This window comes from Massiliimicrobium timonense, assembly GCF_042850985.1.
Classification (GTDB): Bacteria; Bacillota_I; Bacilli_A; order Erysipelotrichales; family Coprobacillaceae; genus Allocoprobacillus.
This window is the reverse complement of the sequence record NZ_AP031415.1, coordinates 620,257-644,176: the sequence shown is the minus strand read 5'-3', so window position 1 is coordinate 644,176 and position 23,920 is coordinate 620,257. Positions and strand designations below refer to the sequence as shown.

The window sequence follows — 23,920 nt, the reverse complement described above, 5'->3', positions numbered from 1 at the left end:
TTTTATATTTGATCTTCATAATATGAATGAGGATGTTTTTGTAGATAAGCATCAATAGCCTGTCTTCCTAAATCAGGATCATTAGTAATAATTCCACTTACTCCCATATCTAAATACTGTTTCATTTTCTTTTCATTATCTACTGTCCATATGTAAATAGGAATCATTTGTGAAATAGCTTTTTGAATTAAAGAAGTACTTGCTCGATTTTCTTCAATAGCTAAAAAGTCAATATCCATATTCCATATACTTGCATCAATATCTCCAATACTTCCATAAATACAGTATCCAATCCACCATTCAGGATAAAGATGATGTAAATAAGATACAGTCGGATAATGCAGGGACATAAACATTGTTTGTGAACCCATATGATATTGATTGACAATTTTCACCACCTGATTGACCATTTCACGGTAATTTTCAGGATCAGCTTTGAATTCTATTAATAATTTGATATTGAAATGATGATCTTGCATCTTTTGAATCAAATGTTCTAATGTCGTAGGTTGAGCTGTATAATTTTCATATTGTAATGTTGTATCTTCAAATTGTTGGGCAGTCATTTGTGAAACGGATGTAGATACATGGGATAGACGTGACATTGTTGTATCATGATATACAATTGGAATACCATCTTTAGATAACTGAATATCAATTTCTGCAAAATCACTACCATAATCATTAGCTTTTTCTACAGCTTCAAAAGTATTTTCAATAGCGTACCCTGAACCACGATGCCCTATTACATAAGGCTTATGCAATCTTAAATCTTGATGAAAATAAACAATCCCTACAATAAAAATACAAATGATACAAATAATACGTAAATATTTTTGATAAGTACGTATCCATTGTATTTGTGAAAAATATTGTTTTAATTGACATAAGGCGTATCCTGTTGTTTTTTGGCAATGACTGATCAATCGTTGCAAACGAATGGTATCTAAATTCTGTTGTTGAATGGTCATGATTTCTTTTTCATACTGACAAAATAATGACACAAGATAATTCAAAAAGAAAGTCATTGCGATAATCTGTAAAAGATAAATGATGATATATTGAATAACACTATAACGAAAAGATGCAAAATGCATGAGATATTTTACAAAATAAATATTAAAATCTCGATTATGTAAAAGAGGGTATGGTAAGATATGTATGATACTATTTTCTACGATCACCCACGCTATGATACTCATCAACAATCTTATTTTTTGTAAAAAAGTGATTGTTTTTAGTAAATGGCATCCTTTTTTTATAGCTTGTATCAAAGACATTTGTTTTAAAAATAAATAAAGTGGAACAAAAATCATCATAATATATAAACCATAATAAAATAAATAAATAAGACCAATCAAAATTTGGCCTTGAAGGGTTAATTGAAGTTCATTTAAAATGAAAGATGGAATATCCCATCTAGGGACATAATTATTAATATACCCTACATGAACTAAAGGTAACAATAACAACATATAAAGACCACTTAATACAAAAGTTGGTTTATGAATTGTTTTTAAATTGATGATACTTTTTAAAACAATCTCTTTCAATTGATAAGATTGTTTTTGATGTTCTAAGGTGATGATTTGTATAATCACATACAGATTGTAATAAATCAAAAGCATCATCGTCAGTACTAAAATCAAAAATATAATGATTCCCGGTAATGATAAAAAAACTTCTATCATATTTTGATTAAAAGCAATACTGACTGATGCCTTCTTTAAATATTCCTTTAAAATAAGTCTGAGTATCGGACTTAAACAAAAAAGAATGATCAGCTTATAAATAATTGTAAACTGTAAAACATTCTTAATGAAAGATCCATATTTTTTCATCACACTGACCATCCCCTTTAGCTACTATGATACATAATCCTGCCACTTTGTCAAATCTCTTTTCCAAAAATAATATTTGTAAATGAGAAAAGTTGCGATAGTACTCATAAGGGCAATATAAAATTGAGGATAACAAAGTTCTAAACTTAAACGTAAACTGAATACCCCAGAAAATGGGAAAATATGCCATGTCAAAAACTCATAAATCTCCATTGCAATAATCCCTATTAGTCCAATACAGCATAGTATATAACTTGTATATCCCCAATGCATCCAAATGCTAAATATCGTAATCATCATGCATGTAACAGCAATGGGATTATTCATTAAAATAAACCCTGATACATCCTGCACTCCCTTATATCCACCAAACCAGGTCATAAACATCGTTGATAAACTGAATATAAAAATGATTGTCATAAGTATTTTTCTTTTCATATTGATCACCCACTTACAGTATAGTGGATTATACGCAAAACTTTCTTAATAAATTCTTAATATTCTATAAAAGAAAAACAAGATCATTCAAGACCTTGTTCTTTCTTTAATCTTTCTTGTTTATTTTTTTGCGTTTTGATGACTTTTTGACGAGAGAATTCTTCTCTATCTTTTTCATCTAAAGATTCACTAATGAATTTCACTGTTCTTTCAAATTCAGGAATAGAAATGTTTTGCAAAGCATTAGCTCGTTTTTGTGTTTTACGAATAGCATTGGCTAAACGATAAACAGCGTTTTCTATTTCTGCTAATTTCACAGTTAATTCTTTAACATGATAGAAACATCTATATGCATAATCCACTTTAGAGTTTGCTCTTTCAAAACCATATCCTAGACGAAGAGGTGTTTTTTCATAGCTTACTTTTGGAATTTCGACTCCCATAACGCTTCGATAAGTCACACTCAATCCTTCATCAATAGGAACAGCTTCAACAATATCACTGATAATACCAAGTGACATGTTCGCTTCCTGAAGAGCATAATAAGCTTTTTGATAAGAATCTGTAATATCATCTCTGATCAATTTGACATCATCTAATAAATTCATCATTTCCTTGATGAGAACATTTCTTTTTTTATCCATCAAGTCATAACCCAAATATGCGAGTTCTAATGACTTTTTGGTAGCAATCAAATTCCCCTTTGTTGGAAAGACCTGATTAGCCATTATCTACTGCCTGCTGTAACTCTTTAATCATTGTATCTTCTTGAAGATCAAATTGAGCTACTGCCTTTTCATGATCATAGAATTGTTCTAACACCGCATTATCAATACGATCTAATTCATTCTTAGGAAGAACAGATAATAAAGTCCATCCTAAATCTAATGTTTCTTCAATAGATCTGTTTGTATTGAAACCTTGGTTAAGGAAATGTTGTTCAAATAAACGTCCAAATTCCATATATTTTCTATCAACAGGTGTTAATTCATCTTCACCAATAACTGATGTTAATGATTTAACATCCTGAACATGTGCATAAGCTGCAAATAACTGGTTAGATACATCTGAATGATCAGCTCTTGTATATCCTTCACCAATACCATCTTTCATCAAACGAGAAAGTGATGGAAGCACACTGACAGGTGGATAAATACCCATTGAATTCAATTCAGAATCAAGTGTAATCTGACCTTCAGTGATATATCCAGTTAAGTCAGGTACTGGGTGAGTAATGTCATTGTTAGGCATTGTTAAAATTGGAATTTGTGTCACTGATCCTTTTGCTGATTTAGAAATACCAGCTCTTTCATATAATGAAGCTAAGTCAGAATATAAGTATCCTGGATATCCTTTACGTCCAGGAATTTCTCCCTTACTTGAAGAGAATTCACGTAAAGCTTCACAATAAGAAGTGACATCAGTATAAATAACCAAGACATGCATATCATGTTCATAAGCTAAATATTCAGCTGCTGTTAAAGCACAACGTGGTGTTAATGTACGTTCAATGATTGGGTCATTAGACAAGTTCAAGAACATAACAACTCTTTGCATAACCCCAGCTTCTTCAAAAGAACGTCTGAAGTATTCAGCAACGTCATTTGTAACACCCATTGCCGCAAAGACAACTGCAAATCCACTACCATCATCATCTTTAACTTTGGCCTGTTTAACGATTTGTACAGCTAATTGATTGTGTGGTAAACCTGAACCTGAGAAGATTGGTAATTTCTGTCCACGAATCAAAGTTGTTAAACAGTCAATAGATGAAATACCAGTGTTAATATAGTTTCTTGGATAAACACGAGCAACTGGATTTAATGGTTGACCGTTAATATCCATAGATTTTTCTGCATAGATTTCTCCAAGACCATCAATTGGTTTTCCTGCTCCAGAGAACACACGTCCTAAGATTTCCTTAGATACAGGAAGTTCCATTGGATGACCTAATAATCTTGTTTTTGTATTGGCAAGAGATAAAGAGTTTGTTCCTTCAAAAACCTGTACAACAACTCTTTCTCCTTCAATTTGAACGATACGTCCTAAACGAGTTGAACCATCTTTTAATTGTAATTCGACCATTTCGTCATATGAAGCATCTTTAACATGATCTAATACGACTAATGAACCATTAATTTCGTTCAACCCTACATATTGTAGACTCATCACATTTTCCTCCTTTAGTCAATAGATGCAACTGCTTCATCAATTTCTTTATAATAATCATCAAATAAAGCTAAATTATTGTTAGGAACATCATATTTCATTTTGACAACTCTATCAAAAATACCTGTTTCCAAAATCAAACGAATTGGTTTTCCAGCACTGACAACTTCTTTACCACGTTTATATAAGTATAAGATGACTTCCATCATCTTTAATTGTTTTTCTAATGGTACATAAGTATCATCTGGATGGAATGCATTTTGTTGTAAGTAACCAACACGTACTAATTTAGCAACTTCAATCACTAATTTCTGATCATCTGGTAAAACATCAGAACCCATTAATTTGACAATTTCCATTAATTTTGTTTCTTCAGCTAAAATACTTGATAATTCCTGACGATCTCTTAAGAATTTTGGATCAACATTTTTATTGAACCATCTTTCAAGATCAGGAATATATTCACTATAACTTTGATTCCAGTTAATCGCAAAATAGTGACGTGCATAAGCTAAAGCTTTATCCAATGCCCAGAAAGTACGTACGAAACGTTTTGTATTTTGAGTCACTGGTTCAGAGAAGTCAGAACCTTGTGGTGATACGGCACCAATGATTGTGACTGAACCTTTTGTTCCATTTAAGTTATTCATATATCCCGCACGTTCATAGAATTGTGATAAACGTGATGGCAAGTATGCTGGGAATCCTTCTTCAGCAGGCATTTCTTCCAAACGTCCAGAAATTTCACGTAACGCTTCTGCCCAACGAGAAGTTGAATCTGCCATGATGGCAACATGATATCCCATATCACGATAATATTCAGCAAGTGTGACCCCTGTATAAATAGAAGCTTCACGAGCCGCAACTGGCATGTTAGAAGTATTAGCAATCAATACTGTTCTGTCTGTTAAAGGTTTGTTAGATTTAGGGTCAATCAATTCTCTAAATTCTTCAAGAACCTGAGTCATTTCGTTACCACGTTCTCCACAACCTACATAAACGATAATATCGGCATCACACCATTTTGCTAATTGGTGCTGAGTCATTGTTTTTCCAGTACCGAATCCTCCTGGAATAGCAGCTGTTCCACCTTTAGCAATTGGGAACAATGTATCAATAACACGTTGTCCTGTCACTAATGGCATTGAAATTGGTAAACGTTTTGTAACCGGTCTTGCCTGTTTGATTGGCCATTTTTGTGTTAATGTACATTCCACAATTTCACCATCTGCCGTTTCAATTTTCATGACAACATCATCAATTTTGTATTGTCCAGATGGAGCCACTTCAATAACTTTTCCTTTTGTATATGGTGATACCATACATTTATGAGTGATTAAGTCAGTTTCAGGAATTGTAGCATAAATATCTCCACCTTTGACTTCATCACCGACTTTTGCAACCATTGTGACATCCCATAATTTATTTTTATCCAATGGATCAACATGGCTACCAGTTGGAATGAAAGCACCAGATTCTTTTGCAATTTCTTCTAGTGGTCTTTCAATACCATCAAAAATATTTCTTAAGATACCAGGACCTAAAGTAACAGAAATAGGTTGTCCAGTTCCATACACAGGTTCTCCTGGTTTTAATCCTGTTGTTGTTTCATAAACCTGAATTGTTGTTAATTCTTTTTTGATAGAGATAACTTCTCCAATCAATCTCGCATTACCAACATAAACCATTTCTAACATAGAAAAGGCATCTGTATCTTTGACTGTAACAACGGGACCATTGATTGAATAAATTACATTTTCATTCACACTCATACCTCCCGTTTCTATCTAATAATTAATCCAGAATTTTTATTAAACCAATCTTTTTGATTATTTAAAGCAAAATCTAAAGTTTCATCAACAACTAAAGAAGATGCTTTATTTTCAAGAATAAATCCACCAATTTGAATATCATCACTTGCTTGAACTTCAATATCAGTTCCAAAAGCTTTCACAAACGCATCTTTGTTTTTGAAATCATCATGAGATACATACATGATAGACTTAGAATCTTTAAAATCAGCAGCAACTTTCTTTATTTTTGCTTCTACAAAAGGTAAATATTCATCACTTTTGACAAAAGCTTTTAATTCATCACGTGCCTGATCAAAGATGTTTTTCACATATTCATCTCTTTTTTCAATTAATTTTTTTGTTCTTTCAATATGACTTTCAGAAATTTCTGCAGAAGCGTTAGAACTCATTTCTTCTTCTTCCTGTTTCAATTTTAAATCAGCATCTCTTTTGGCTTCTGCTTTCATAGATTCATAAGCTTCATCTTCAAGAGCTTTCACTTCATTTAAAATTGCCTGTTCTTCGCTTTTTGCCTGTCTTTCAATTTCATCTTTCATATAGAGAAATACTTGATCAATATTTTGCATAATCTATCTCTCCTATAATTTCACTCCAATAGCTTCAGATACATAACCGTCGATTGTTTCACCAATCTTAGAATTTCCATGACGGTCAGGTATTTCTGTAATGAGTGGTTTTTGTTGTTTTAATTTAATCTCTGATATAATATCTGGACACATATCAACTAATTTTGTAGTCACTAAGATAATCGCAATAGATGAATCTCTCATCTTTGACTGTAAAACTTCAAGAAAATCTTTTCTTGTATGCACAACCACACCTTCAATACCTACAAGTCTTAGTCCCATTAATGTATCAATATTATCGCTGATTAAGAAAAATTTCATATAATCAGACCTTTCTTGTAAAAATTATAAAGCGTTGATAATTAAGATTGAAATTAATAACCCGTAAATGGCAACCCCTTCACCTAAGGCAACGAAGATCAATGCTTTACCGAAGTTGTTATCATTTTCAGAGAAAGCTCCAATAGCAGCAGGAGCAGCAGCAGCAACGGCAATACCTGCACCTAATGCAGAACATCCAGTTGCTAATGCAGCAGCTAGAAATCCCATACCTTGAGCAACTGTACCAACAATAGAAGCACCTTCAGCGGCAAATGCTGAACCCATTGATAAACATAAAGTTAAAGCAACAGCTCCAAAGAATCCTCCAACATGAGTTAATAAACGCCATTTTGCACTTTCTTTGCTTACTTTAGAAGTAAACATTTTGACTAATGGTAAAGATAATAAAACAACAGCAATAGCAGGTAAAATAAACATCATTAAATTCATAATTTTTTTCCTCCAAATATTTCTTTTTATTTTTCTTGAATTGAATGGAAAGGTTTTCCTTTTCCTTCATAATAACGTGAGAACATTTCATAGAACTCTAAACGTAAAACCTGAATACCAACAATCATACCTTCCAAACACATAACGAAGATATTACCAATAATAGCTACTAAAATATATCCAAAGTTAATGATACCTGGACCTCCAGCAACCATTTCAGCTAATGTGTAAACAACCATCATCATTCCGGCATGTGATAAAACGAATCCACCTACACGTAAGAATGACATCGTATTAGCAATGAATGTCAGCATAACTTCAAATAATTCAAAGAACGCTTCTGTAAAGAAAGCCCCAAAACCATGTGGGAACATCTTTTCCCCTTCAAGTTTATGACATAACGGTTCTTTTAAGAAAATCATCACGACTGGCATTGCAATCAATAAAACAATATAGACTGGTCCACCAAGAGGTAAATTCATTCCCACAAGCATATTGGCAACTAATAATAGAACTGATACATAGAATACAAGTCCAGCGACACCATTTTGTGAAAACAACATTTCTCCCCAGTTTTTCTTCTTAATATTCAAGAAGATATTAAATGCGATAGAAATGATAATCAATACAACCCCTGTCGCAATGGCTGCCATTAATAATGTCATCGTATTTTCTGATTCCATTGGTAAAAACATTGGTTCCATAAAATGTTCAAACAATGCTTCACTACCAAAGATAGAACCAAAAACAAATCCAAAGATCGTACTTGAAATACCTAAACGCATTCCAACTGCACCTAATTGCATACCTTTCCATTTATAGAAGAAGTATCCAACTAATGATAAGACAATCCCTTGTCCAATATCACCAAACATCATACCAAATAAGAAAGTATAACTAATAGCCACTAAATTGGTTGGATCAAAGTCAGTGTATGATGGCACACCATACATTTCCACAAACATTCTAAATGGTTTTGAAAACCAGTTGTTTTTTAATTTTGTAGGTGGTGTCAAACGTGAATCACTCATAGCTGAACTGATTTCTACTTTGACATCATCTAACTGTTCAAATTCTTCTTTAATATTCTTTGCATCTTTTTCTTCAGCAAAACCATATACAGCGGCATTTTTGCCAAAGACAACGACATATTTTTGAGCATCATATGTTTCATTCAATTTTTTAGAAACTGAATAAATATGATTCATTTCTTCCATATTTTCACTAAACAGTTTTTCAATTCTTTGATCAAGCACTTGAATATATTGTTTAGCTGTGTCGTCTTCTTCTTTTAAAACTTCTAATGCTTCGCTAGGTTTACCATGTACGAATTCAGGAATATGAATACGTTCAAAATACAATGAAGAAAAGATGTTATCAATTTCAGGAGCATTATCTGCAGTTGCAATATAACTACAATATGTTTCCTTTGTTCCTTTATGTAAAACTTTAAATAAGAATTTCTGTTCTCCATAATATTTTAATTTATCTAAATTCATTGTTGGTAAACGCCCAAAACGAATCTGTAAATATTTACAAGAGAATAATCTATCAAAATCAATATTTGCATCAATCATATGCTCTAATTGAGCAATCGTTGCTTCATTCTCTTGAATCATCGTTAATAAATCTTCTTTGACTTTTTCAATCTGTGCAGCTTTTTCTAATACATTACAGAAGAATGTATCAGCTTGAATAATATTCATACGAACATTATCAACATCTGTGCTTTTTAATTGAAGACGATATTTATCCCTCGCTTCTTCCATTCTTGCGATTAAATCAGCATAAGGATTTTCACGATTTAATACTGATAATCCCTGTACTGAATCAGCAAATTTAGAAGCAGGTTCAGGATGAAAATTGTCAAGATTAATCAGCTTCAATAATACAGCATCATATTGCTGTGCTGGAAATTCAATTTCCAGAAGCTTTAATTTTGCTATTGCCATATATTTCTCCCTTCCTTATACTGCTTTCTTCTTTAAAATTGATTTTGCTAAAACAAACACAAGGCAAGCAACAATCACAATAGCAAATGGCATAATTGGTAAATTGATATGTGCTTCATATACACAACCAAAATACACTAAAATTGCATAAACAATAATCAAACCACAAACTCCCTTCATGGAAAGGACTTTTTCCATTGTTGAATTTTCCAAATACATTTTCTTAAATGCACCAATTGTATAAGTTCCAACAATGAGAAGAAGTATTCCATCAACAAGTTTATAAACTGTTGATAATGGTAATGCTATTGCTGGATAGAGGCTAATTGTATAGAAAACATCTCCATAAATAAGTCCTCCAAGCAGTGTCGCTACACCAAGTGATAGAAGTAAACTTCCCATTTTTTTCTTTCTCATAAGAAGTCCAAGCAGTGCTAATACAGCTCCAACTCCTAAGTCCCCCAAGAAGATAATGAAAATAATATAATAAAGTGCTGCCACAGCAATCGTTGTATCAATGATATCTGTTTGTTTCACCTTACTTAATATTTCAAACGGTCTGACAATTTTCGCATTATGCACAACTGTTGGTGCAATGATTTCCTGATGATCTAAAATATCTGCAGGTAATTCTTGATATTCCATACCGTGAATATGTTTTAACATATCCTTAAATTCACCAATCATACGTTTTGGAATAAATCCATAAATCGCACATTTGCTTTGGAAATCCACTACAAAAGTCTTAAATGATTCAATTCTTTGTAAGAACAAAGCAGTTGAATATAACTTCAACAAATCAACTTTGTGTGTTTCTCTTAAAATTGTCATTTTCTGATCCATACGTAAGATATATTCTTCCATCGCATGAACTTCTTCTTCTAATTCCTTTTTTGCATCATCAACTTTACCATGTACAAATGAAGGAATCACAATTTCTTCAAACCCTAACGCTTTAAATATATTGTCAACTTCCAGTAGTAAACTGTTTGTCACAATATAACAACAATATACATACTGACGATCTTCACCTAATTTATTAAAAATAAATGGTCGACCCTCATAATATTTAATTTTATCAAGATGTTGTCTGTGAAAACGTCCAAATCTGGCTTTCACATATTGACAATCTAATAAATGATCAAGATTGACTTCACTTAAAGTCATTCTCTTTAAGATTTCCAATGTTTTTTCATTTTCATCTTTTTCCGTTATTAATTGATCTTGAACATCTTTAATCTTTTTAATTTCAGCTTCCAATTCACTTAAATATTGATTTGTTTTATCAAAATTTAATGTTTTATCAGGAGCTAAATCTTTATTCAAATCCAACTTCATATCAGATGCAACCTGAATCAAACGATCCAATAATTTTGTATAAGCACTATCTTCAAATAATGCATGAACACCTTTTACATTATTGACAATCTTTGAAGCAGGTTGAGGATAAAAGTACTTGGAATCTTTGAGTGTAAATAAGACTTGATCTAAATCACGACGATCAAAAGTCATATTTAACAATATCATTTCTTCTATAGCCATATCTTGTCCCCCTAATAGATGAGCATCGCTTCAATTTGACTCGGTGCCTCTCCATATCTTAAACCTTCAATAATATGTTTAAGATTATCAATTTCAACTTGATATACAATTTTATATGTCATATAAACCAATGCACTATCTGTTGAAAATCTCATGAAACGTCTTGCTAAATTATATCTGATCTTTTCTGTATAATATTCAATATATACAAATTCCTGATCATCAACATATAATTTATAAGGTGATTCAGATAATTTCTTTAAAAATTCACTGGCATCCTTTGTTTCAATGAGTTCAAACATAACACTCTTTGGAATACGACTATATTCCATAAATAATGTTTCTCTAATTTGATCTGGCGATGCATTGAAATATTTCTTTAGACGATATATCTTTGTAATATTCTGTAACTCTATAGATGTATTGATCATTGTTAATAAATCTTTACGTTTCTTTCCTTTATACAGCTTATTAACGACATCAACATACTCGGCATAATAAATATGCTTTAATTCTAATTCCAATAAGTTTGAATCAAATCTTTCATCTTCTTCTGGTTTATATTTAAGTAATGCATCATAATACTTTGTACCTTTCAACAAAAACAACAAACTATCATAATCATTAATTGCCAATAAACCATAAAGATCAAAACTCGCATATTTATTCAAATAATCAGGAATTTCAATTTCATAACCCGTATAGTAATCTGAAACAATTAATCTTGCTTTTGTTAAAATTAATTGAATTTCCAGTTCCATTACACCTAAGCGATAAAATTCTAATTCCTTTTTAGAAGCAAAACGCATCAAACGATCAAGTCTTAAGAAGATTTCTTTATTTAATAAAGCTTCCAATTGACCACGATGAACATTCACTTCTTTTAAATCAGCTAATATATCACTATAAGCTGTTTCACTTTTCAAATAAGCAACTAAATCATTAATGCTTCTTCTTTTCAAAAGCTCCTCATAATTTTGTTCAGTTAATCTATGTGAATACATAGAACGTGCTTTTGCTAGAATTGCATTGGATGAAAAAGAACTCATACGCTCACCTCTCTCTATATTTCTTTACAACGATTAACAATGGTAGAAACCCATTCATCTTTATTCTTTTCGTAAAGACTAGAGAGCTGATTTAGTGATTCTTTGTACTCTTGTTCATTTTTGACTCTAGTTTCTTGAATCTTTGCTTCTAATTCTTTTTTATGAGCATCAATTTTGACTTGATATTCTTTCACAAAAGAATCATAGATTTCTTTCTTTTTTGCATTCATATTGGCTTGAACATCTTGCTTTTTCTTTTTTGCTTCTTCAACCCTTTTTGAACACTCCAAATCTATTGAAACAATATCATCAATAATTTTGTCCAAAATAATCCCTCCTCACTTTAATCATTTATTCTCACATAGTTTACTCCTATTTTTTTAACATTTCAAGAAAAATAGCACTTTATGAAAAAGAACCAAAAATACTTTGATTAAAAAAAGAAAAAATAGAAAATATCTCTATTTCTATCTTTTCATTTTTATAATCAAAAAGATTGATAAATACATATCTTTTCTAATTTACGTACTGCTGTTCCTCTAAAAAACAATTGTCATCCTAAAGTCATAGGAAAATTAACAAACATTGCCTGTAACCATAAAGCAATCACTTGATTTCCAGCATTTTGAAATAAAAGAGTTGCAATAAAACTCATGATGGGACACATCAAACAGACAATCATTGTACAAATCGTCATTTGAAAAATTTGTGGTGATGTTTCCTGTGGATTGAATCTTTTCATTGTTAAAGCGACAGCCCATTTTTCTACAAAACATAATTCAATAATCACTGCAATAGGCCACATAATCCATAATTCATGAAACGCCATGACAAAAGCCATAGCTATAGTAAATAAAAAGTGATGTCATTTTGATTTCATTCATTTTGTCCTCCTTCTTTTCGCACAAAAAAACATATGTGTTGTTCATAATCATGATCATTGCACATGTACCATTTCCAATACCACCACTGTTTCTATATGCAATTTTTAACGGGACTTAATTTAACATATTAAAAAAAAGATGTAAGTCTTTTTTTAAAATTTATATTTTATGTTAGAATAACATCAGGAGGTACTCATCATGTCATATCAATTACAAAAAGCCCATCCACAAGATGTTCCTGTTATCTTTGAAATGATATTAGAAAGAGATCAGTGGATGAAAAAAAAGGCATTACTCAATGGCAAGATACACATTATCTTGATATCTTCCCACTTTCCTACTATCAACAGGAACAAGAAAAGGGAAACTTATTTGTTCTTACCGATAACAAACACAACATTATTGCCAGTGCGGTTGTCCATGACTATGACAGTAATTGGCATGATCATCAACCTGCTCTTTATATTCATCGTTTAGTCAGTCGTCCTCATTTACAGGGTGGTTCTTATTTTTTGAAACGTATTGAAGATTATGCCAGACAACTGAATAAACATTATATCAGGTTAGATTCTATGACAAGTAATCAACCATTAACACAATACTATCAAAAACATGGGTTTATTGCTGTGGGGGAATGTGAAGAAGGATTATATCAAGGAACATTAAGACAAAAAGCAATATCACCACAAAAGAGAGTGTCAGTTTAGGCACTCTCTTTAATAATAATTTCAAATTCATCATCTTCATCAATATGATCAAATATAATATATCCTTCTCCACCTTCTTCAATGATTTCATCAGGTAAAATTTCCTGTCCGTCTTTCATAAGTATAAAAGAATAATTTTTCAATAATTCTGGATGAACATATAAATCTAATTCATGATCTTGATAGCCTATACCAATCTGATTCATATCCACATCTTCTCCTCTTGCAAATGACATTCTATAAGTAGAAACAGAGAATGTTTTTTCTATTTGACCCTGCACTTTTACTTTTAGCTCCTGCAAAGTATTTTCTATAATTTCTTGAATAGAAATAGTCTGCTTTTGCAAAAAAGTAGTTGGTATATTGGCGATAGCTAATTTTCTTTGAATCAAAACTTGATATTGAGGATTTTTTTCAATTGCAGACTGATATTCCTGAATCATTTTTCTTTGTGTGGGTGTTGGTAAAAAAGCTGTCAAAGCCTGAACATAATCATCGATGTCTTCAAGTGTAAGTGTCTGTTTCATTCTGCCACCTCCCTCTCTATATTTTGAATGAGTTCAATCCATTGATTGCTCATCAGCATATCTTTATAAACATTTTCTGGATGATATGTATGATATAAGAAATATTTGATATTATTAGGAGCATTAGAATGTCCAAATGCGACTTTATAAATTGCTTTATGTTTTGAAAATTCAGCCCAATAATATTCTAATAAGTTGACATAATCTTTAATTTGTGATTTTTGTTGTTCATCAAAAACATAATCTAAATAAGGACTTTCAAGTGCCGGTATATAATAATATTTCAATAAATGAAAAGTATCTGTAAGAATTTTTCTAATCATCTCATCTTTATTTAATTTTTTGTTTTGACATATATAATTTTCAAAACCTTTTTTAAATATTTGTCCTTCACTTTCATTTTGATTCATTTTCTGACTTGTTTCACCAATCATGACAATATCAATACGATAGAAAAGATAACCCATATGCCATAACTGACCTTTTAAAATACGAATAATTTCTTTTTCCTTTTGTTTTTGATCTTGAACATGAAGATATTCATGATGAAAATCATTGAGTTCTTCATAAAAATCTCGCATTAATGTAAAAACATAGAAATCTAAAAATGATATCAAAGCCTGTGCATATTTAACGTTTTGTATTTTTAAAATTGACATATTCATATAACTGAATGTTCTTAAATAATGATTTTCAAAGTTCTGCATCATTTTTTCTGTCAACTCCATTTGATCCAAATGACGATAATCTTCCAATGAAGAATGTTTTTTTCTAAAAGATGTCCACTCACGTGTCAAAACAATTGCATAATCCGAACAAATCCCCTTAAGATTACAAAATTCTTCTACATCATCATGTATTCCTTGTGATAAAGTATAATTGGTATCATTATTATATGTCTTTTCATTATGGAACTGAATATCTGTATCTATCTGAGTCATTGATAATTCCTCTTGCGTATGTTCATGAGGTTTTTTATTGGCTGATCTATAAATACCATCTTCATCCTTTTGAAAACCATCGCTCTCTTGGCAATCATGACTCTCTTTTGTTGATGAAAAATTGACTCTATTCACAATAGATGCATAAATATATCCACTTAAAGAATGATTGAACTTTTCTACAATCTTTTTGCTTTCATTCTTCCAATGTCTTGAAGCATAGATTAAATATAAATCATATCCAAAACCAGTTGCCATTTCTTCTACTATATTTTCAGGCAAAACAATGCTTTGAAATGCTTGTTTATATCGCAACTGTAAATCTATTTTCACATAGAGAAGCATAAAAATCCAACGATAAATCTGATAAAAATATTGGTAAACTTGTTTCGCACTTAAATGACCATAGGGTTGAAAGACAAGATATTTTGCTGAGCGATCCGTTGCACGTTTAGAAGTATAATCAGGGCAATTCGTAATATAAGGCTTCACTGCATCAAAGAATTCTAAATCTTTTTTAAAAATATGATTGCCTGATGATCCTCCTGCATCTTTGACTTTTGTTAGAGAATAATACTTCATTTCCAGATGAGATTTATATGTAACCATTTCATCAAACATTTCCTGTAAATGAGCAATAGATTTTAATCCTATCTTGTCTAAATAGTCTTGAAAGGTCATCTTTCCTTCCATTTTCATATCATGTGGAAAATGAGCAAAAACAATTGCTTTTAAAAGATGGAATAATTGTTTCTCATCTTCTTTTAGAATTCTATTAAGTTCCACTTGTTTTTTGATAAAAATATCATGTTCATCATCTAAATCATGATTAAAATGATGATCTTCTAAAAACTTCTTAAAAGCTTCTGAAGTTGTACAAAAACATTGTCCTTGTTTAAATAGTTCTTTATATTCCTTATCGTTAAGACATACAAGATAAGGTGAAAGTTCATTTCTTAAATAAAATAAACGTATGATATTTTCAAAAAATTCCTTCATATGAGATGGATCATCATAATAATTGATATTTTGATTTTCTAAAGCCTCATTCATATAATTGATTGTTTTTTGAATATCTTCTTCAATATGTTGAGGATGAATAATAATTTCATCGATATCAATATTCAATTTCAATAAAGGTTCTATATCAAATAAATCAATAGCTTGTCGTAAAGATGTTTGATTATCTACATTTTCCATAATTCATGACATTTATACATATATAAATGCCTGTCACCTCCTTATATACTATATCAATATTCTAGCATATAAGCGAAAAAGTGACATCATTTTCCTACCTATTCTGTAAAAATAATGTCACTCTATAATGTCAAATCTCAAAATCTATGACAACAATTTCCAAATAACAATAAGTAAGAATCCTATCATTTCAATCAATATCAATATGACTTGTATTAACTGTTTTCCTATGAAATCATCAATATTTTCTAATAAATATTGAATAAAGATATTTTGTTCTAATGTCTCATTTTTTATAACCATACGTTTGATGTCTTCATATCTTTCTTCATTCATCGTTAAAATCTCCTTTAATAAAAAATGGCATATACGCAAATGAGCATTAAGAAGACTGCATTAAAAACAACATATCTTAAATAAATAGATTGTTCTTTTGCTAATTCATCAACTAATTCTTGAATAAGTTCTTGTTCATTTATGATCACTTGTTCCATAGAGTTAATCCTCCTCGTCTTTGCGTTTAAGCAAGAATTTGAATTCTTGTTCAGATTTTTCTTGTTGTTTTATTGTTTTTTCGAAATATGTATTGTAACGATTCTCTAAAAATCTCAAATCACATCCATCAAGGCTGTAATAAAAACACAAATGTCGTCTTATGTCATTAAAACAACTTAATATCATTTGACATAAAGAATAAGCCTCTCTATTGATTCTTAAAGCTTTTTCATAATCAAGTTTTTTATCATAAGGATCTCCATTTAAAAGAAAATCCAATCCTCTTTTATCTCCTTTTTCATATTCTTGTTTTGCAAAATCAAAACATTGTTGAAATATTTCTAAAGCATTTTCATAATTTTTTTCAGCATAATATTTTCTTGCTTGTTTCATTGCGTTGTATAAATCCATTGCATTAACCTCCATTTGTTCAAAATTGTATTTTGTCAGGTATTCCTAAGTCTTTTTATAAAGACTTAGGAATAAAATACTTTTTGCCATTCATGAAATAATCATGCATGACTTTTCATGTTAATCAATTGGTATAAAACGAGAACAATAATGATTTGGACCGACTCTTTTATCATCAATATCACAGCGATGAGCATCTTTAAAATATGCATAATGTCGACAATATTGACAAACTTTATCACTATCCCATAATGAACAGTCTTGACATTTTACTTTACACATAACTTTTTCCCTCCTTTCACTTATTAAGATAAATACATGTAGGAATTCCCATTTTTACTATAAGTTTACATGTTTTATGCTCATTCTTTTAACCTTTAAAGTATTTACAATAATAATTTGGACTCACTCTTTTATCATCAATATCACAACGATGAGCATCTCCAAAGTATACATAATGTTGACAATATTGACAGACTTTATCACTTGCCCATAATGAACAGTCTTGGCATTTCACTTTACACATAACTTTTCCCTCCTTTCACTTATTAAGGCAACAACAAATAAAAAATCCCATTTTTATTTGGGATTCTTTATTTCACTTCATTTACAATTTCAAAATCATCTGGTAACTGTTCCAGTAAAGGAACATTTTCATATTTTGATACAAAATCAGCAATATCACGATGAGATTCATCTGTCATCTTTGCACATGACAAAATGATATTTTCTAATACTGCTCGACATTCTTGACAAATAGGATGACAAATATCAGCCCATTGACCATCTTTTATTTTTTTAGAAGGCATAGCTATAAATGCTTTTTCTTCATCTTCTATCACCTTGATATCATGTACTGCAAAAACATGATCAAAGACAATACTCGCAATAAATTTTAATCTTGTTTCATTATTCAATTTTTTAATACGTACGTTTGTAATCATTTTTTCCACTCCTTATCTTATTTTTCCTTGAATAATAAATCCATTCCAGTCTTCTTTATCATTTTCATTTCTTAAAAGATAACCTTGACTTTGACATAAATGTAAATAATTTTCTAAATGTCGTTTGATAAAACGATATGACTTTGGATAAACTTTTGATACATATTCTGGAAATTCATTGGCATAAATCTGTAATTCTTTTAAAGCCTGTCGATCATCTCTTAAATATTTTTTTGTTTCTAAAAAGGATTGATAAACATTTTTATTTTCACAATATTTTCGATAAAATGTTTTCATAAAAATAGCAGCATTATGATCCTGAATAGCTTCAACTGTTAATATCATAGTTTTCACCCCTGCTAATTCAAATGCTCTCCTTAATCCATAAATACCTTCTCCAGGCAATACATCTCCTTTTGCGGTTAGACATGCTGATAAGACTAAAAGATTTGTATTTTTTAAATCCATTTCTTTTTGAATATCATTAGCAGAGACATAACCTTTTTGATATTCTTCCTTATGATTTGTCTGATTATATCCAGCTAAACATAATCTTCCTCTCTCCATTATGTTTTGTTCATCTTGCAAATATTCTCCATGCGTTGATACATGTAATATGGAAGGACTATGAACAGCTAAAAATTCTGTTACATTGGCCTTCTTTCCACTGTAAATCTTAGCTTCAGGAAAAACACTTTGAATATAATGCCCTTCGACAAGACTTCCCGGAAGTGATGATTTCTTCCCTTCACCTCTTGTTTCGTCAAAACCATCGTCAGCTAATGTATCATCAAAATCTGGTGATACAAACGATACAATATCATCATGATTATGAATATTCCCTTCATAAAACAATCCTTTGGGTGAAGAAAGATAACTGATATCTTTATCAATGAATCGTTCAAAAGATACATGATACAAATCACCATCTGGACATATATAAATATGTTGAATATGGTTTAGATGCTTTTGAATCTTATCTATTCCATAATCATCAACAATATAGCTTTCAAATAAATCTTTGCCTATGACAACCAAACCATATTGATGCTGATTTAACTGATAATAATCCAATAACAAATCATTGTCCTGTAAATGACTGACTATCATAGAATCATTCATATTCAACATCAGCTGATCTTGATATTGTTTCATCATTTGTTTTAATTCTTCATGTATCTTTTCTTTTTGTTGTTGAAGATGAAGAATAGTGCGTGTATCTACAGTTTGATGTATCTGTTTTTCAATATGATTCATATGATTGATTTTTTGAGTATATTGAGGAATTTGTTTTAAACGACTGCGTAAGACTTCAATATCTTGAATGATATTTTTATAGGATACAAGATATTGATAATCTGTTAAATTTCTATGGTGATGAAAATAATATGATTGATATATTTGTATAACACCAACCAAGGATAATAGAAAATTTTTATGTGAAGCTTCGCTTAATAAATAATATTGATAAATCTGCTGTTTCATATCTTCTAAAAAACGTTTCGCATACATTTCAAAAAGATTATCAATATGAAGTTTATGATAAGATAAAACCAATTCCCCTAAACAAAGTAATGTCGTCATATGTTTTGGTCCTAAAACTTTATGATATAATTCATAGGCATCTCGATATAATTGATTGGATTTTATTAAATCTAAAGATTCATAAGCTTGAGCCATAATATGTAAAGCATTTATTGTTTCAGAATGTGATGGTCCTTTGACCAGTTTTAATTGTTGATAATACTGTTCCAACAACTCAATGGCTTGAGGTGATTGTTTATGATTTTGTAACATTGAAGATATAAATAGCAACATCATCTGTGAAACTTGTGTAAATTGGCTTGTATTCATATTCTTTAAATGTTCTTCAATCTTGGCATAAAGTATGGGAGATTGATGATTGTTTTCTTGCGTTGTTATGAGGTGGTCTATTAAACTATCAACAACATACATATTGATTAAAGACTCTAGAACCTCAATACTATTTTCACCAAAGACTTCTTTTTGTAAATTGTAACATCTTTCATATTTTTTGAATGCTTCTTTATAGTTAGCCAATTGAAAATATATCAGTGCTAATTGACTTAAAGTATTAATAAAAGTTTTATCTTTTTCACCAAATAACTTTTCTTCTATTTCATAAGCTTTTAAACAATAGGATAATGCCTGTTCATATTGATCCAAATCAATATAAATGTCTATGAGTTGATTTAAACTATTTAATGTATCTCTATGCGTTTCACCCAAGACTTCTTTTTGTAAAGCATAACATTTTTCTTCTAATTCAGTAGCTTTTAAATTTTTTCCCATCACATAATATAAATAACTTAAATCGTGGAGTGATTGTAGTGTTTTTGGATTATTATATCCATACTTCTCTTTTTTGAGAAGATATAGCTTATCTTGAAAATCTATAGATTTTTCTATATCATTATTTTTTTGTAGACAGCGAATATAATTTTGTAACATATCTAAACAATGATTATATTTTTCTCCATAAGTTTCCTTCATTGTTATATAAGCTTTTTTAGCTAATTCTAAGCTTTTTTGATATTCACCGATCTGATAATAAACAGTACTTAAATCACTCAAAGTGATGAGAGTATAAACATGTGTTTGCCCTAATCGTTCTTTACGTATTTGATAAACATCTGATAAAACTTCTTGAGCCTTTGCATATTCTTTCAAATTCAAATAAAGTTTACCTAAACAAGAATAAACCGATATTGTTTCGTTATGATCTTTTCCATAATATTTTTTGAACATATCATAACAATTTTCTAAAATATTGACAGCTTCTTGATGGAACCCTAATTGATTGGCTATTATGCCTAATTCTTTCATACTTTTAAGTGTATCAATATCTGTTTCACCTAAAATACTTTTTTGCATATAATAAGCTTCTTGAATCATATCATAAGCTTTTCGATTATCTCCAATATCATTATAAGCCATACCAAGACTATATAAATACAATAATGTATCTCTATTTTTTAAACCATAATTTGTTTGTGATAAATCATAACACTGCTTATACATTTCTAATGCTTTTTGATAATCAGAAACATCATGATAGGACAAAGCAAGATTATAACAAATCACAATAAATTCTTGACTTCTATGACTCAAAATATCTTGTGTATGATGATAAACTTCTAAAGCTACATCTAATGCATGAAAATAATCCCCTGTATCTGCATAAGTTCTTCCTAAATTATTCAAACAAATAAGACTTTCTATAGCATATCTCCCATATAAATCACATGCCATTTCATAGCACTTTTTGTGCAGCTTCAATGCTTCAAAATATTTCATTTCCTGTTTATAAAGATTTGCCTGTCGATCATAATCAACAATTTGATTTTCATAAAACTGTTTTCTTAACTTCATTTGACTTTTTTTCAAAAAATTCATTCCTATCACATCCCAGCTTTCCTATTCAAATACAAGACACTATCTGACTTGTCTTTATTATAAATATTTATAAATCAGTATGAAATAAAAATTTCAACTATACAATAAAATAATTCATGAAAATCGAAAGATGACTAAAAATTCCAGTCATCTTTCTTTCTACTTTAACCTTTAAAACGATAACAATAATTATATGGACTGACTCTTTTATCATCAATATCACAACGATAAGCATCTCTAAAATAAGCATAATGATCGCAATATTGACAAACTTTATCACTCGCCCATAATGCACAGTCTTGACATTTAACTTTACACATAACTCTTACCTCCTTTCACTTTATAAGATAATAACAAGTCATAAATCCCATTTTTAATTAAGTTGTTGATGATGGCGAAAAGCAATATAACATTTTCCTTCAAAATAACTGAGATGATTATTGAAAACATCTTCAAAAAAGGATATATCATTTTCAAAATAAGCTTGAATAACATCTTCTTGATTGAAATGTTTTTTTTCAAGTTGTCTATTGATATAATCATCAAAAGATAGTTCAAAAAAACATCTTTGATCTGATGATATTTGTTTACCTGTTATTTGAAGATTCAAAATATTCGCAATATAATCTGTTAATAATTCATTGGTTATATTGTAAATGACATGATATTTTTTATATTGATCTTGATTATTGACATAAATATACGAATTGATTCCTACTTTTCTTATTAATAAATCACCATATATATGATAGTGACAACTTGACAACAAATGAACAAGTTCATGAATAATCACATGAGATATCTGTGGAGAATCCATATTTGATAAAAAGATAATAGATTTCAGTTCTTCATATTTGTCATTTATCTTTTCTGGTGGAAAATGACAATAATGTGTTCTCAATATTGGATTGACCTCTCTTATTTGATGCGTCATGACACTCTCAGTTATATAGGATTGATGTAAATTGTTATGAATTTGATAAAACAAAACATTTTCTTTTAAATATTGGAATCTTTTGATGGTATCTTCATGGCATATAGAAGTTAATAGACAGATAAGCTGATCTAATAACCCCTTTGCATAACTCATTTCATTCATATCTATTCTTCTTTTAAAGAACAAATACACTGATAAAAGATATAATCAAAATAACATCGATGATGAAATCTTCTATGAATCTCAATCTATCAACATAAAGAATATCTATGACTTTTTCTAAAATTTCTGGGTCATATAGAAACTCTTGATTTGCACATATTAATTTTAAAATATTATAACTAGAAATCATTGTTTTCACCCTTTCCTTGACTATAAAAATTTTTCAATAATCATCGTAATAATCATCGAACTATTCACTATAAAAACCAAATGACGTAAAGCTCGTGCATGATGATAAGATTCTCTTACATGTACATCATAGCTGACTATAAATTTCTTCAACGTTTTTTCATCCATATAAATTCTCCTCTCAAAGGATATTAATTACTATCACAAGTAAACTGAGTCCTATAATTGTTATTAATTTTTGAACTATCATTTTTATATATAGTTTTTTCATATCCATAAGTAATTGTTGAATTTCTTCATCTTTATCAATAACCGTTATTTCAATAATATCCATAATATAATCTCCTTTTTGTTAATAAAATTTTAAATAATATATGATACATAATACAATCAATAAAACAATGTTTATTAGCTGAATCACTCTGTACCATTTCAAGCTTTCAGATTGTTGATGTTTTAAAATATCAATCATTGCTTGTTTGTATTCATCCATCATCTTCATCTCCTTTCCTACTTTCATCAAAACTTTTTAATTTTAAATATTCCCCCTTTCACCCATTAAGATAAATACATTAAAAAGTCCCCATTTTCTTAGACTGAAAGTCTAAAATCCATCAATCTTCACTTGTTTCCATCAATAACAATAGTATTCTTTTCTTTTTTCTTTAAAATCTGTTTCAGAAATACTCAATAAACAATCTTCATCTATGAGAATTCTTTTCATGTTCAATTCCTCCCTTCACCTATTAAGACAAATACATTGAATAATTCCCATTTTCTATCATTAAAAACTTTCCTTACATAAAAATGGGATATAACTTTTAAAGCTATATCCCTTATAACAACTTTTTAAATTTTGATAAAAAATAAAGAACAGAAAAAAGTTACTTACACCTTGTCTGTTATAAATGATTATAAAAATGGAGCTAAATACATAAACATAAATTGTATACCCTTTTCCTGT

The 23,920-nt window shown here is 29.9% G+C and carries 29 protein-coding genes; 1 reads left to right on the top strand and 28 read right to left on the bottom strand.

The genetic code is table 11. The features are described from left to right. Window positions 1-2 precede the first annotated feature (2 nt). The 13 genes from ACGHJ8_RS03340 to ACGHJ8_RS03280 all read right to left on the bottom strand — a co-directional run bounded on the left by ACGHJ8_RS03340 (window position 3) and on the right by ACGHJ8_RS03280 (window position 12,983). Window positions 3-1,841 carry a glycerophosphodiester phosphodiesterase family protein gene (locus tag ACGHJ8_RS03340; protein ID WP_211961994.1) on the bottom strand — a complete coding sequence of 613 codons (1,839 nt, stop codon included), beginning with the start codon at window positions 1,839-1,841 and terminating at the stop codon, window positions 3-5. 24 nt (window positions 1,842-1,865) lie between these two features. Beyond that, window positions 1,866-2,279: a hypothetical protein gene (locus tag ACGHJ8_RS03335; RefSeq protein ID WP_211961995.1), complete on the bottom strand. Its 414-nt coding sequence runs from the start codon at window positions 2,277-2,279 to the stop codon at window positions 1,866-1,868. An 83-nt stretch (window positions 2,280-2,362) separates the two neighbouring features. Further along, window positions 2,363-3,007: a V-type ATP synthase subunit D gene (locus ACGHJ8_RS03330; RefSeq protein ID WP_087244122.1), complete on the bottom strand. Its 645-nt coding sequence runs from the start codon at window positions 3,005-3,007 to the stop codon at window positions 2,363-2,365. Continuing rightward, window positions 3,000-4,448 carry a V-type ATP synthase subunit B gene (locus tag ACGHJ8_RS03325; RefSeq protein WP_087244121.1) on the bottom strand — a complete coding sequence of 483 codons (1,449 nt, stop codon included), beginning with the start codon at window positions 4,446-4,448 and terminating at the stop codon, window positions 3,000-3,002. Before ACGHJ8_RS03325 ends, ACGHJ8_RS03330 begins: the two co-directional genes overlap by 8 nt. 14 nt (window positions 4,449-4,462) lie before the next feature. Next, window positions 4,463-6,214: a V-type ATP synthase subunit A gene (locus tag ACGHJ8_RS03320; RefSeq protein WP_087305219.1), complete on the bottom strand. Its 1,752-nt coding sequence runs from the start codon at window positions 6,212-6,214 to the stop codon at window positions 4,463-4,465. Between the two features lie 17 nt (window positions 6,215-6,231). Continuing rightward, window positions 6,232-6,828 (bottom strand): V-type ATP synthase subunit E, encoded by a 597-nt coding sequence (locus ACGHJ8_RS03315; protein ID WP_087296816.1) that lies wholly within the window; start codon window positions 6,826-6,828, stop codon window positions 6,232-6,234. Window positions 6,829-6,840: 12 nt separating this feature from the next. Then, window positions 6,841-7,149: a V-type ATP synthase subunit F gene (locus tag ACGHJ8_RS03310; RefSeq protein ID WP_087244118.1), complete on the bottom strand. Its 309-nt coding sequence runs from the start codon at window positions 7,147-7,149 to the stop codon at window positions 6,841-6,843. Between the two features lie 24 nt (window positions 7,150-7,173). After that, complete coding sequence (locus ACGHJ8_RS03305; RefSeq protein WP_087358415.1) at window positions 7,174-7,599, bottom strand: ATP synthase subunit C; 426 nt, start codon at window positions 7,597-7,599, stop codon at window positions 7,174-7,176. 26 nt (window positions 7,600-7,625) lie between these two features. Further along, window positions 7,626-9,551, bottom strand: coding sequence for a V-type ATP synthase subunit I (locus ACGHJ8_RS03300; RefSeq protein ID WP_390541672.1), 1,926 nt, complete (start codon window positions 9,549-9,551; stop codon window positions 7,626-7,628). Window positions 9,552-9,566: 15 nt separating this feature from the next. Continuing rightward, the gene (locus tag ACGHJ8_RS03295) at window positions 9,567-11,093 is read right to left on the bottom strand and encodes a hypothetical protein (RefSeq protein WP_390541670.1); all 1,527 of its coding nucleotides are present in this window, start codon (window positions 11,091-11,093) and stop codon (window positions 9,567-9,569) included. Between the two features lie 11 nt (window positions 11,094-11,104). Continuing rightward, a complete protein-coding gene (locus ACGHJ8_RS03290) occupies window positions 11,105-12,142 on the bottom strand; it encodes a V-type ATPase subunit (RefSeq protein ID WP_205089547.1) in 1,038 nt (345 codons plus the stop codon). Between the two features lie 14 nt (window positions 12,143-12,156). Then, complete coding sequence (locus ACGHJ8_RS03285) at window positions 12,157-12,468, bottom strand: hypothetical protein (RefSeq protein ID WP_087358423.1); 312 nt, start codon at window positions 12,466-12,468, stop codon at window positions 12,157-12,159. Window positions 12,469-12,695: 227 nt separating this feature from the next. After that, on the bottom strand, window positions 12,696-12,983 hold the full coding sequence (locus ACGHJ8_RS03280; RefSeq protein ID WP_390541668.1) for a DUF2798 domain-containing protein: 288 nt from the start codon (window positions 12,981-12,983) through the stop codon (window positions 12,696-12,698). A gap of 315 nt (window positions 12,984-13,298) precedes the next feature. Between ACGHJ8_RS03280 and ACGHJ8_RS03275 the strand changes: the two genes are divergently transcribed. Beyond that, window positions 13,299-13,733, top strand: a complete 435-nt coding sequence (locus ACGHJ8_RS03275) for a GNAT family N-acetyltransferase (protein WP_390541666.1) — start codon at window positions 13,299-13,301, stop codon at window positions 13,731-13,733. Here ACGHJ8_RS03275 and ACGHJ8_RS03270 read toward each other — a convergent pair. The 15 genes from ACGHJ8_RS03270 to ACGHJ8_RS03200 form a co-directional block, all read right to left on the bottom strand. Continuing rightward, the gene (locus ACGHJ8_RS03270; RefSeq protein WP_087358427.1) at window positions 13,730-14,260 is read right to left on the bottom strand and encodes a hypothetical protein; all 531 of its coding nucleotides are present in this window, start codon (window positions 14,258-14,260) and stop codon (window positions 13,730-13,732) included. The two genes, ACGHJ8_RS03275 and ACGHJ8_RS03270, sit on opposite strands and share 4 nt — an antisense overlap. Next, complete coding sequence (locus tag ACGHJ8_RS03265; protein ID WP_390541664.1) at window positions 14,257-16,401, bottom strand: hypothetical protein; 2,145 nt, start codon at window positions 16,399-16,401, stop codon at window positions 14,257-14,259. The genes ACGHJ8_RS03270 and ACGHJ8_RS03265 overlap by 4 nt, the downstream gene beginning before the upstream one ends. A 144-nt stretch (window positions 16,402-16,545) precedes the next feature. Further along, on the bottom strand, window positions 16,546-16,737 hold the full coding sequence (locus ACGHJ8_RS03260) for a hypothetical protein (RefSeq protein WP_087358431.1): 192 nt from the start codon (window positions 16,735-16,737) through the stop codon (window positions 16,546-16,548). A gap of 14 nt (window positions 16,738-16,751) precedes the next feature. Next, window positions 16,752-16,895: a hypothetical protein gene (locus ACGHJ8_RS03255; protein WP_162607657.1), complete on the bottom strand. Its 144-nt coding sequence runs from the start codon at window positions 16,893-16,895 to the stop codon at window positions 16,752-16,754. A gap of 4 nt (window positions 16,896-16,899) precedes the next feature. Then, window positions 16,900-17,307, bottom strand: coding sequence for a hypothetical protein (locus tag ACGHJ8_RS03250; RefSeq protein WP_211962004.1), 408 nt, complete (start codon window positions 17,305-17,307; stop codon window positions 16,900-16,902). A gap of 120 nt (window positions 17,308-17,427) precedes the next feature. Then, window positions 17,428-17,589 carry a hypothetical protein gene (locus tag ACGHJ8_RS03245; protein WP_205089541.1) on the bottom strand — a complete coding sequence of 54 codons (162 nt, stop codon included), beginning with the start codon at window positions 17,587-17,589 and terminating at the stop codon, window positions 17,428-17,430. Window positions 17,590-17,677: 88 nt separating this feature from the next. Next, window positions 17,678-17,833 carry a hypothetical protein gene (locus ACGHJ8_RS03240; protein ID WP_390541661.1) on the bottom strand — a complete coding sequence of 52 codons (156 nt, stop codon included), beginning with the start codon at window positions 17,831-17,833 and terminating at the stop codon, window positions 17,678-17,680. 67 nt (window positions 17,834-17,900) lie between these two features. Next, window positions 17,901-18,251: a SpoVG family protein gene (locus ACGHJ8_RS03235; RefSeq protein WP_390541659.1), complete on the bottom strand. Its 351-nt coding sequence runs from the start codon at window positions 18,249-18,251 to the stop codon at window positions 17,901-17,903. A gap of 12 nt (window positions 18,252-18,263) precedes the next feature. Further along, window positions 18,264-21,668, bottom strand: coding sequence for a tetratricopeptide repeat protein (locus tag ACGHJ8_RS03230; RefSeq protein WP_390541657.1), 3,405 nt, complete (start codon window positions 21,666-21,668; stop codon window positions 18,264-18,266). A 164-nt stretch (window positions 21,669-21,832) separates the two neighbouring features. Further along, window positions 21,833-21,988 (bottom strand): hypothetical protein, encoded by a 156-nt coding sequence (locus tag ACGHJ8_RS03225; RefSeq protein ID WP_162607660.1) that lies wholly within the window; start codon window positions 21,986-21,988, stop codon window positions 21,833-21,835. 53 nt (window positions 21,989-22,041) lie between these two features. After that, window positions 22,042-22,758, bottom strand: coding sequence for a hypothetical protein (locus ACGHJ8_RS03220; RefSeq protein WP_390541654.1), 717 nt, complete (start codon window positions 22,756-22,758; stop codon window positions 22,042-22,044). Window positions 22,759-22,780: 22 nt separating this feature from the next. Further along, a complete protein-coding gene (locus tag ACGHJ8_RS03215) occupies window positions 22,781-22,957 on the bottom strand; it encodes a hypothetical protein (protein ID WP_390541652.1) in 177 nt (58 codons plus the stop codon). Window positions 22,958-22,977: 20 nt separating this feature from the next. Next, window positions 22,978-23,124, bottom strand: a complete 147-nt coding sequence (locus tag ACGHJ8_RS03210) for a hypothetical protein (RefSeq protein ID WP_205089536.1) — start codon at window positions 23,122-23,124, stop codon at window positions 22,978-22,980. 13 nt (window positions 23,125-23,137) lie between these two features. Next, complete coding sequence (locus ACGHJ8_RS03205) at window positions 23,138-23,290, bottom strand: hypothetical protein (protein WP_162607662.1); 153 nt, start codon at window positions 23,288-23,290, stop codon at window positions 23,138-23,140. A gap of 18 nt (window positions 23,291-23,308) precedes the next feature. After that, window positions 23,309-23,449: a hypothetical protein gene (locus tag ACGHJ8_RS03200; protein ID WP_390541649.1), complete on the bottom strand. Its 141-nt coding sequence runs from the start codon at window positions 23,447-23,449 to the stop codon at window positions 23,309-23,311. Window positions 23,450-23,920: the final 471 nt, after the last annotated feature.

Coding starts and splice junctions, on each gene's coding strand:
- ACGHJ8_RS03245 (WP_205089541.1), bottom strand. CDS start 17,589: ATGTGTAAAGTAAAATGTCAAGACTGTTCATTATGGGATAGTGATAAA.
- ACGHJ8_RS03205 (WP_162607662.1), bottom strand. CDS start 23,290: ATGGATATTATTGAAATAACGGTTATTGATAAAGATGAAGAAATTCAA.
- ACGHJ8_RS03235 (WP_390541659.1), bottom strand. CDS start 18,251: ATGATTACAAACGTACGTATTAAAAAATTGAATAATGAAACAAGATTA.
- ACGHJ8_RS03250 (WP_211962004.1), bottom strand. CDS start 17,307: ATGGATTTATACAACGCAATGAAACAAGCAAGAAAATATTATGCTGAA.
- ACGHJ8_RS03300 (WP_390541672.1), bottom strand. CDS start 9,551: ATGGCAATAGCAAAATTAAAGCTTCTGGAAATTGAATTTCCAGCACAG.
- ACGHJ8_RS03230 (WP_390541657.1), bottom strand. CDS start 21,668: ATGAATTTTTTGAAAAAAAGTCAAATGAAGTTAAGAAAACAGTTTTAT.
- ACGHJ8_RS03200 (WP_390541649.1), bottom strand. CDS start 23,449: ATGGATGAATACAAACAAGCAATGATTGATATTTTAAAACATCAACAA.
- ACGHJ8_RS03330 (WP_087244122.1), bottom strand. CDS start 3,007: ATGGCTAATCAGGTCTTTCCAACAAAGGGGAATTTGATTGCTACCAAA.
- ACGHJ8_RS03295 (WP_390541670.1), bottom strand. CDS start 11,093: ATGGCTATAGAAGAAATGATATTGTTAAATATGACTTTTGATCGTCGT.
- ACGHJ8_RS03225 (WP_162607660.1), bottom strand. CDS start 21,988: ATGTGTAAAGTTAAATGTCAAGACTGTGCATTATGGGCGAGTGATAAA.
- ACGHJ8_RS03310 (WP_087244118.1), bottom strand. CDS start 7,149: ATGAAATTTTTCTTAATCAGCGATAATATTGATACATTAATGGGACTA.
- ACGHJ8_RS03270 (WP_087358427.1), bottom strand. CDS start 14,260: ATGAAACAGACACTTACACTTGAAGACATCGATGATTATGTTCAGGCT.
- ACGHJ8_RS03265 (WP_390541664.1), bottom strand. CDS start 16,401: ATGGAAAATGTAGATAATCAAACATCTTTACGACAAGCTATTGATTTA.
- ACGHJ8_RS03335 (WP_211961995.1), bottom strand. CDS start 2,279: ATGAAAAGAAAAATACTTATGACAATCATTTTTATATTCAGTTTATCA.
- ACGHJ8_RS03215 (WP_390541652.1), bottom strand. CDS start 22,957: ATGATTTCTAGTTATAATATTTTAAAATTAATATGTGCAAATCAAGAG.
- ACGHJ8_RS03305 (WP_087358415.1), bottom strand. CDS start 7,599: ATGAATTTAATGATGTTTATTTTACCTGCTATTGCTGTTGTTTTATTA.
- ACGHJ8_RS03220 (WP_390541654.1), bottom strand. CDS start 22,758: ATGAGTTATGCAAAGGGGTTATTAGATCAGCTTATCTGTCTATTAACT.
- ACGHJ8_RS03325 (WP_087244121.1), bottom strand. CDS start 4,448: ATGAGTCTACAATATGTAGGGTTGAACGAAATTAATGGTTCATTAGTC.
- ACGHJ8_RS03340 (WP_211961994.1), bottom strand. CDS start 1,841: ATGAAAAAATATGGATCTTTCATTAAGAATGTTTTACAGTTTACAATT.
- ACGHJ8_RS03260 (WP_087358431.1), bottom strand. CDS start 16,737: ATGAATGAAGAAAGATATGAAGACATCAAACGTATGGTTATAAAAAAT.
- ACGHJ8_RS03315 (WP_087296816.1), bottom strand. CDS start 6,828: ATGCAAAATATTGATCAAGTATTTCTCTATATGAAAGATGAAATTGAA.
- ACGHJ8_RS03240 (WP_390541661.1), bottom strand. CDS start 17,833: ATGTGTAAAGTGAAATGCCAAGACTGTTCATTATGGGCAAGTGATAAA.
- ACGHJ8_RS03290 (WP_205089547.1), bottom strand. CDS start 12,142: ATGAGTTCTTTTTCATCCAATGCAATTCTAGCAAAAGCACGTTCTATG.
- ACGHJ8_RS03280 (WP_390541668.1), bottom strand. CDS start 12,983: ATGGCTTTTGTCATGGCGTTTCATGAATTATGGATTATGTGGCCTATT.
- ACGHJ8_RS03255 (WP_162607657.1), bottom strand. CDS start 16,895: ATGGAACAAGTGATCATAAATGAACAAGAACTTATTCAAGAATTAGTT.
- ACGHJ8_RS03210 (WP_205089536.1), bottom strand. CDS start 23,124: ATGGATGAAAAAACGTTGAAGAAATTTATAGTCAGCTATGATGTACAT.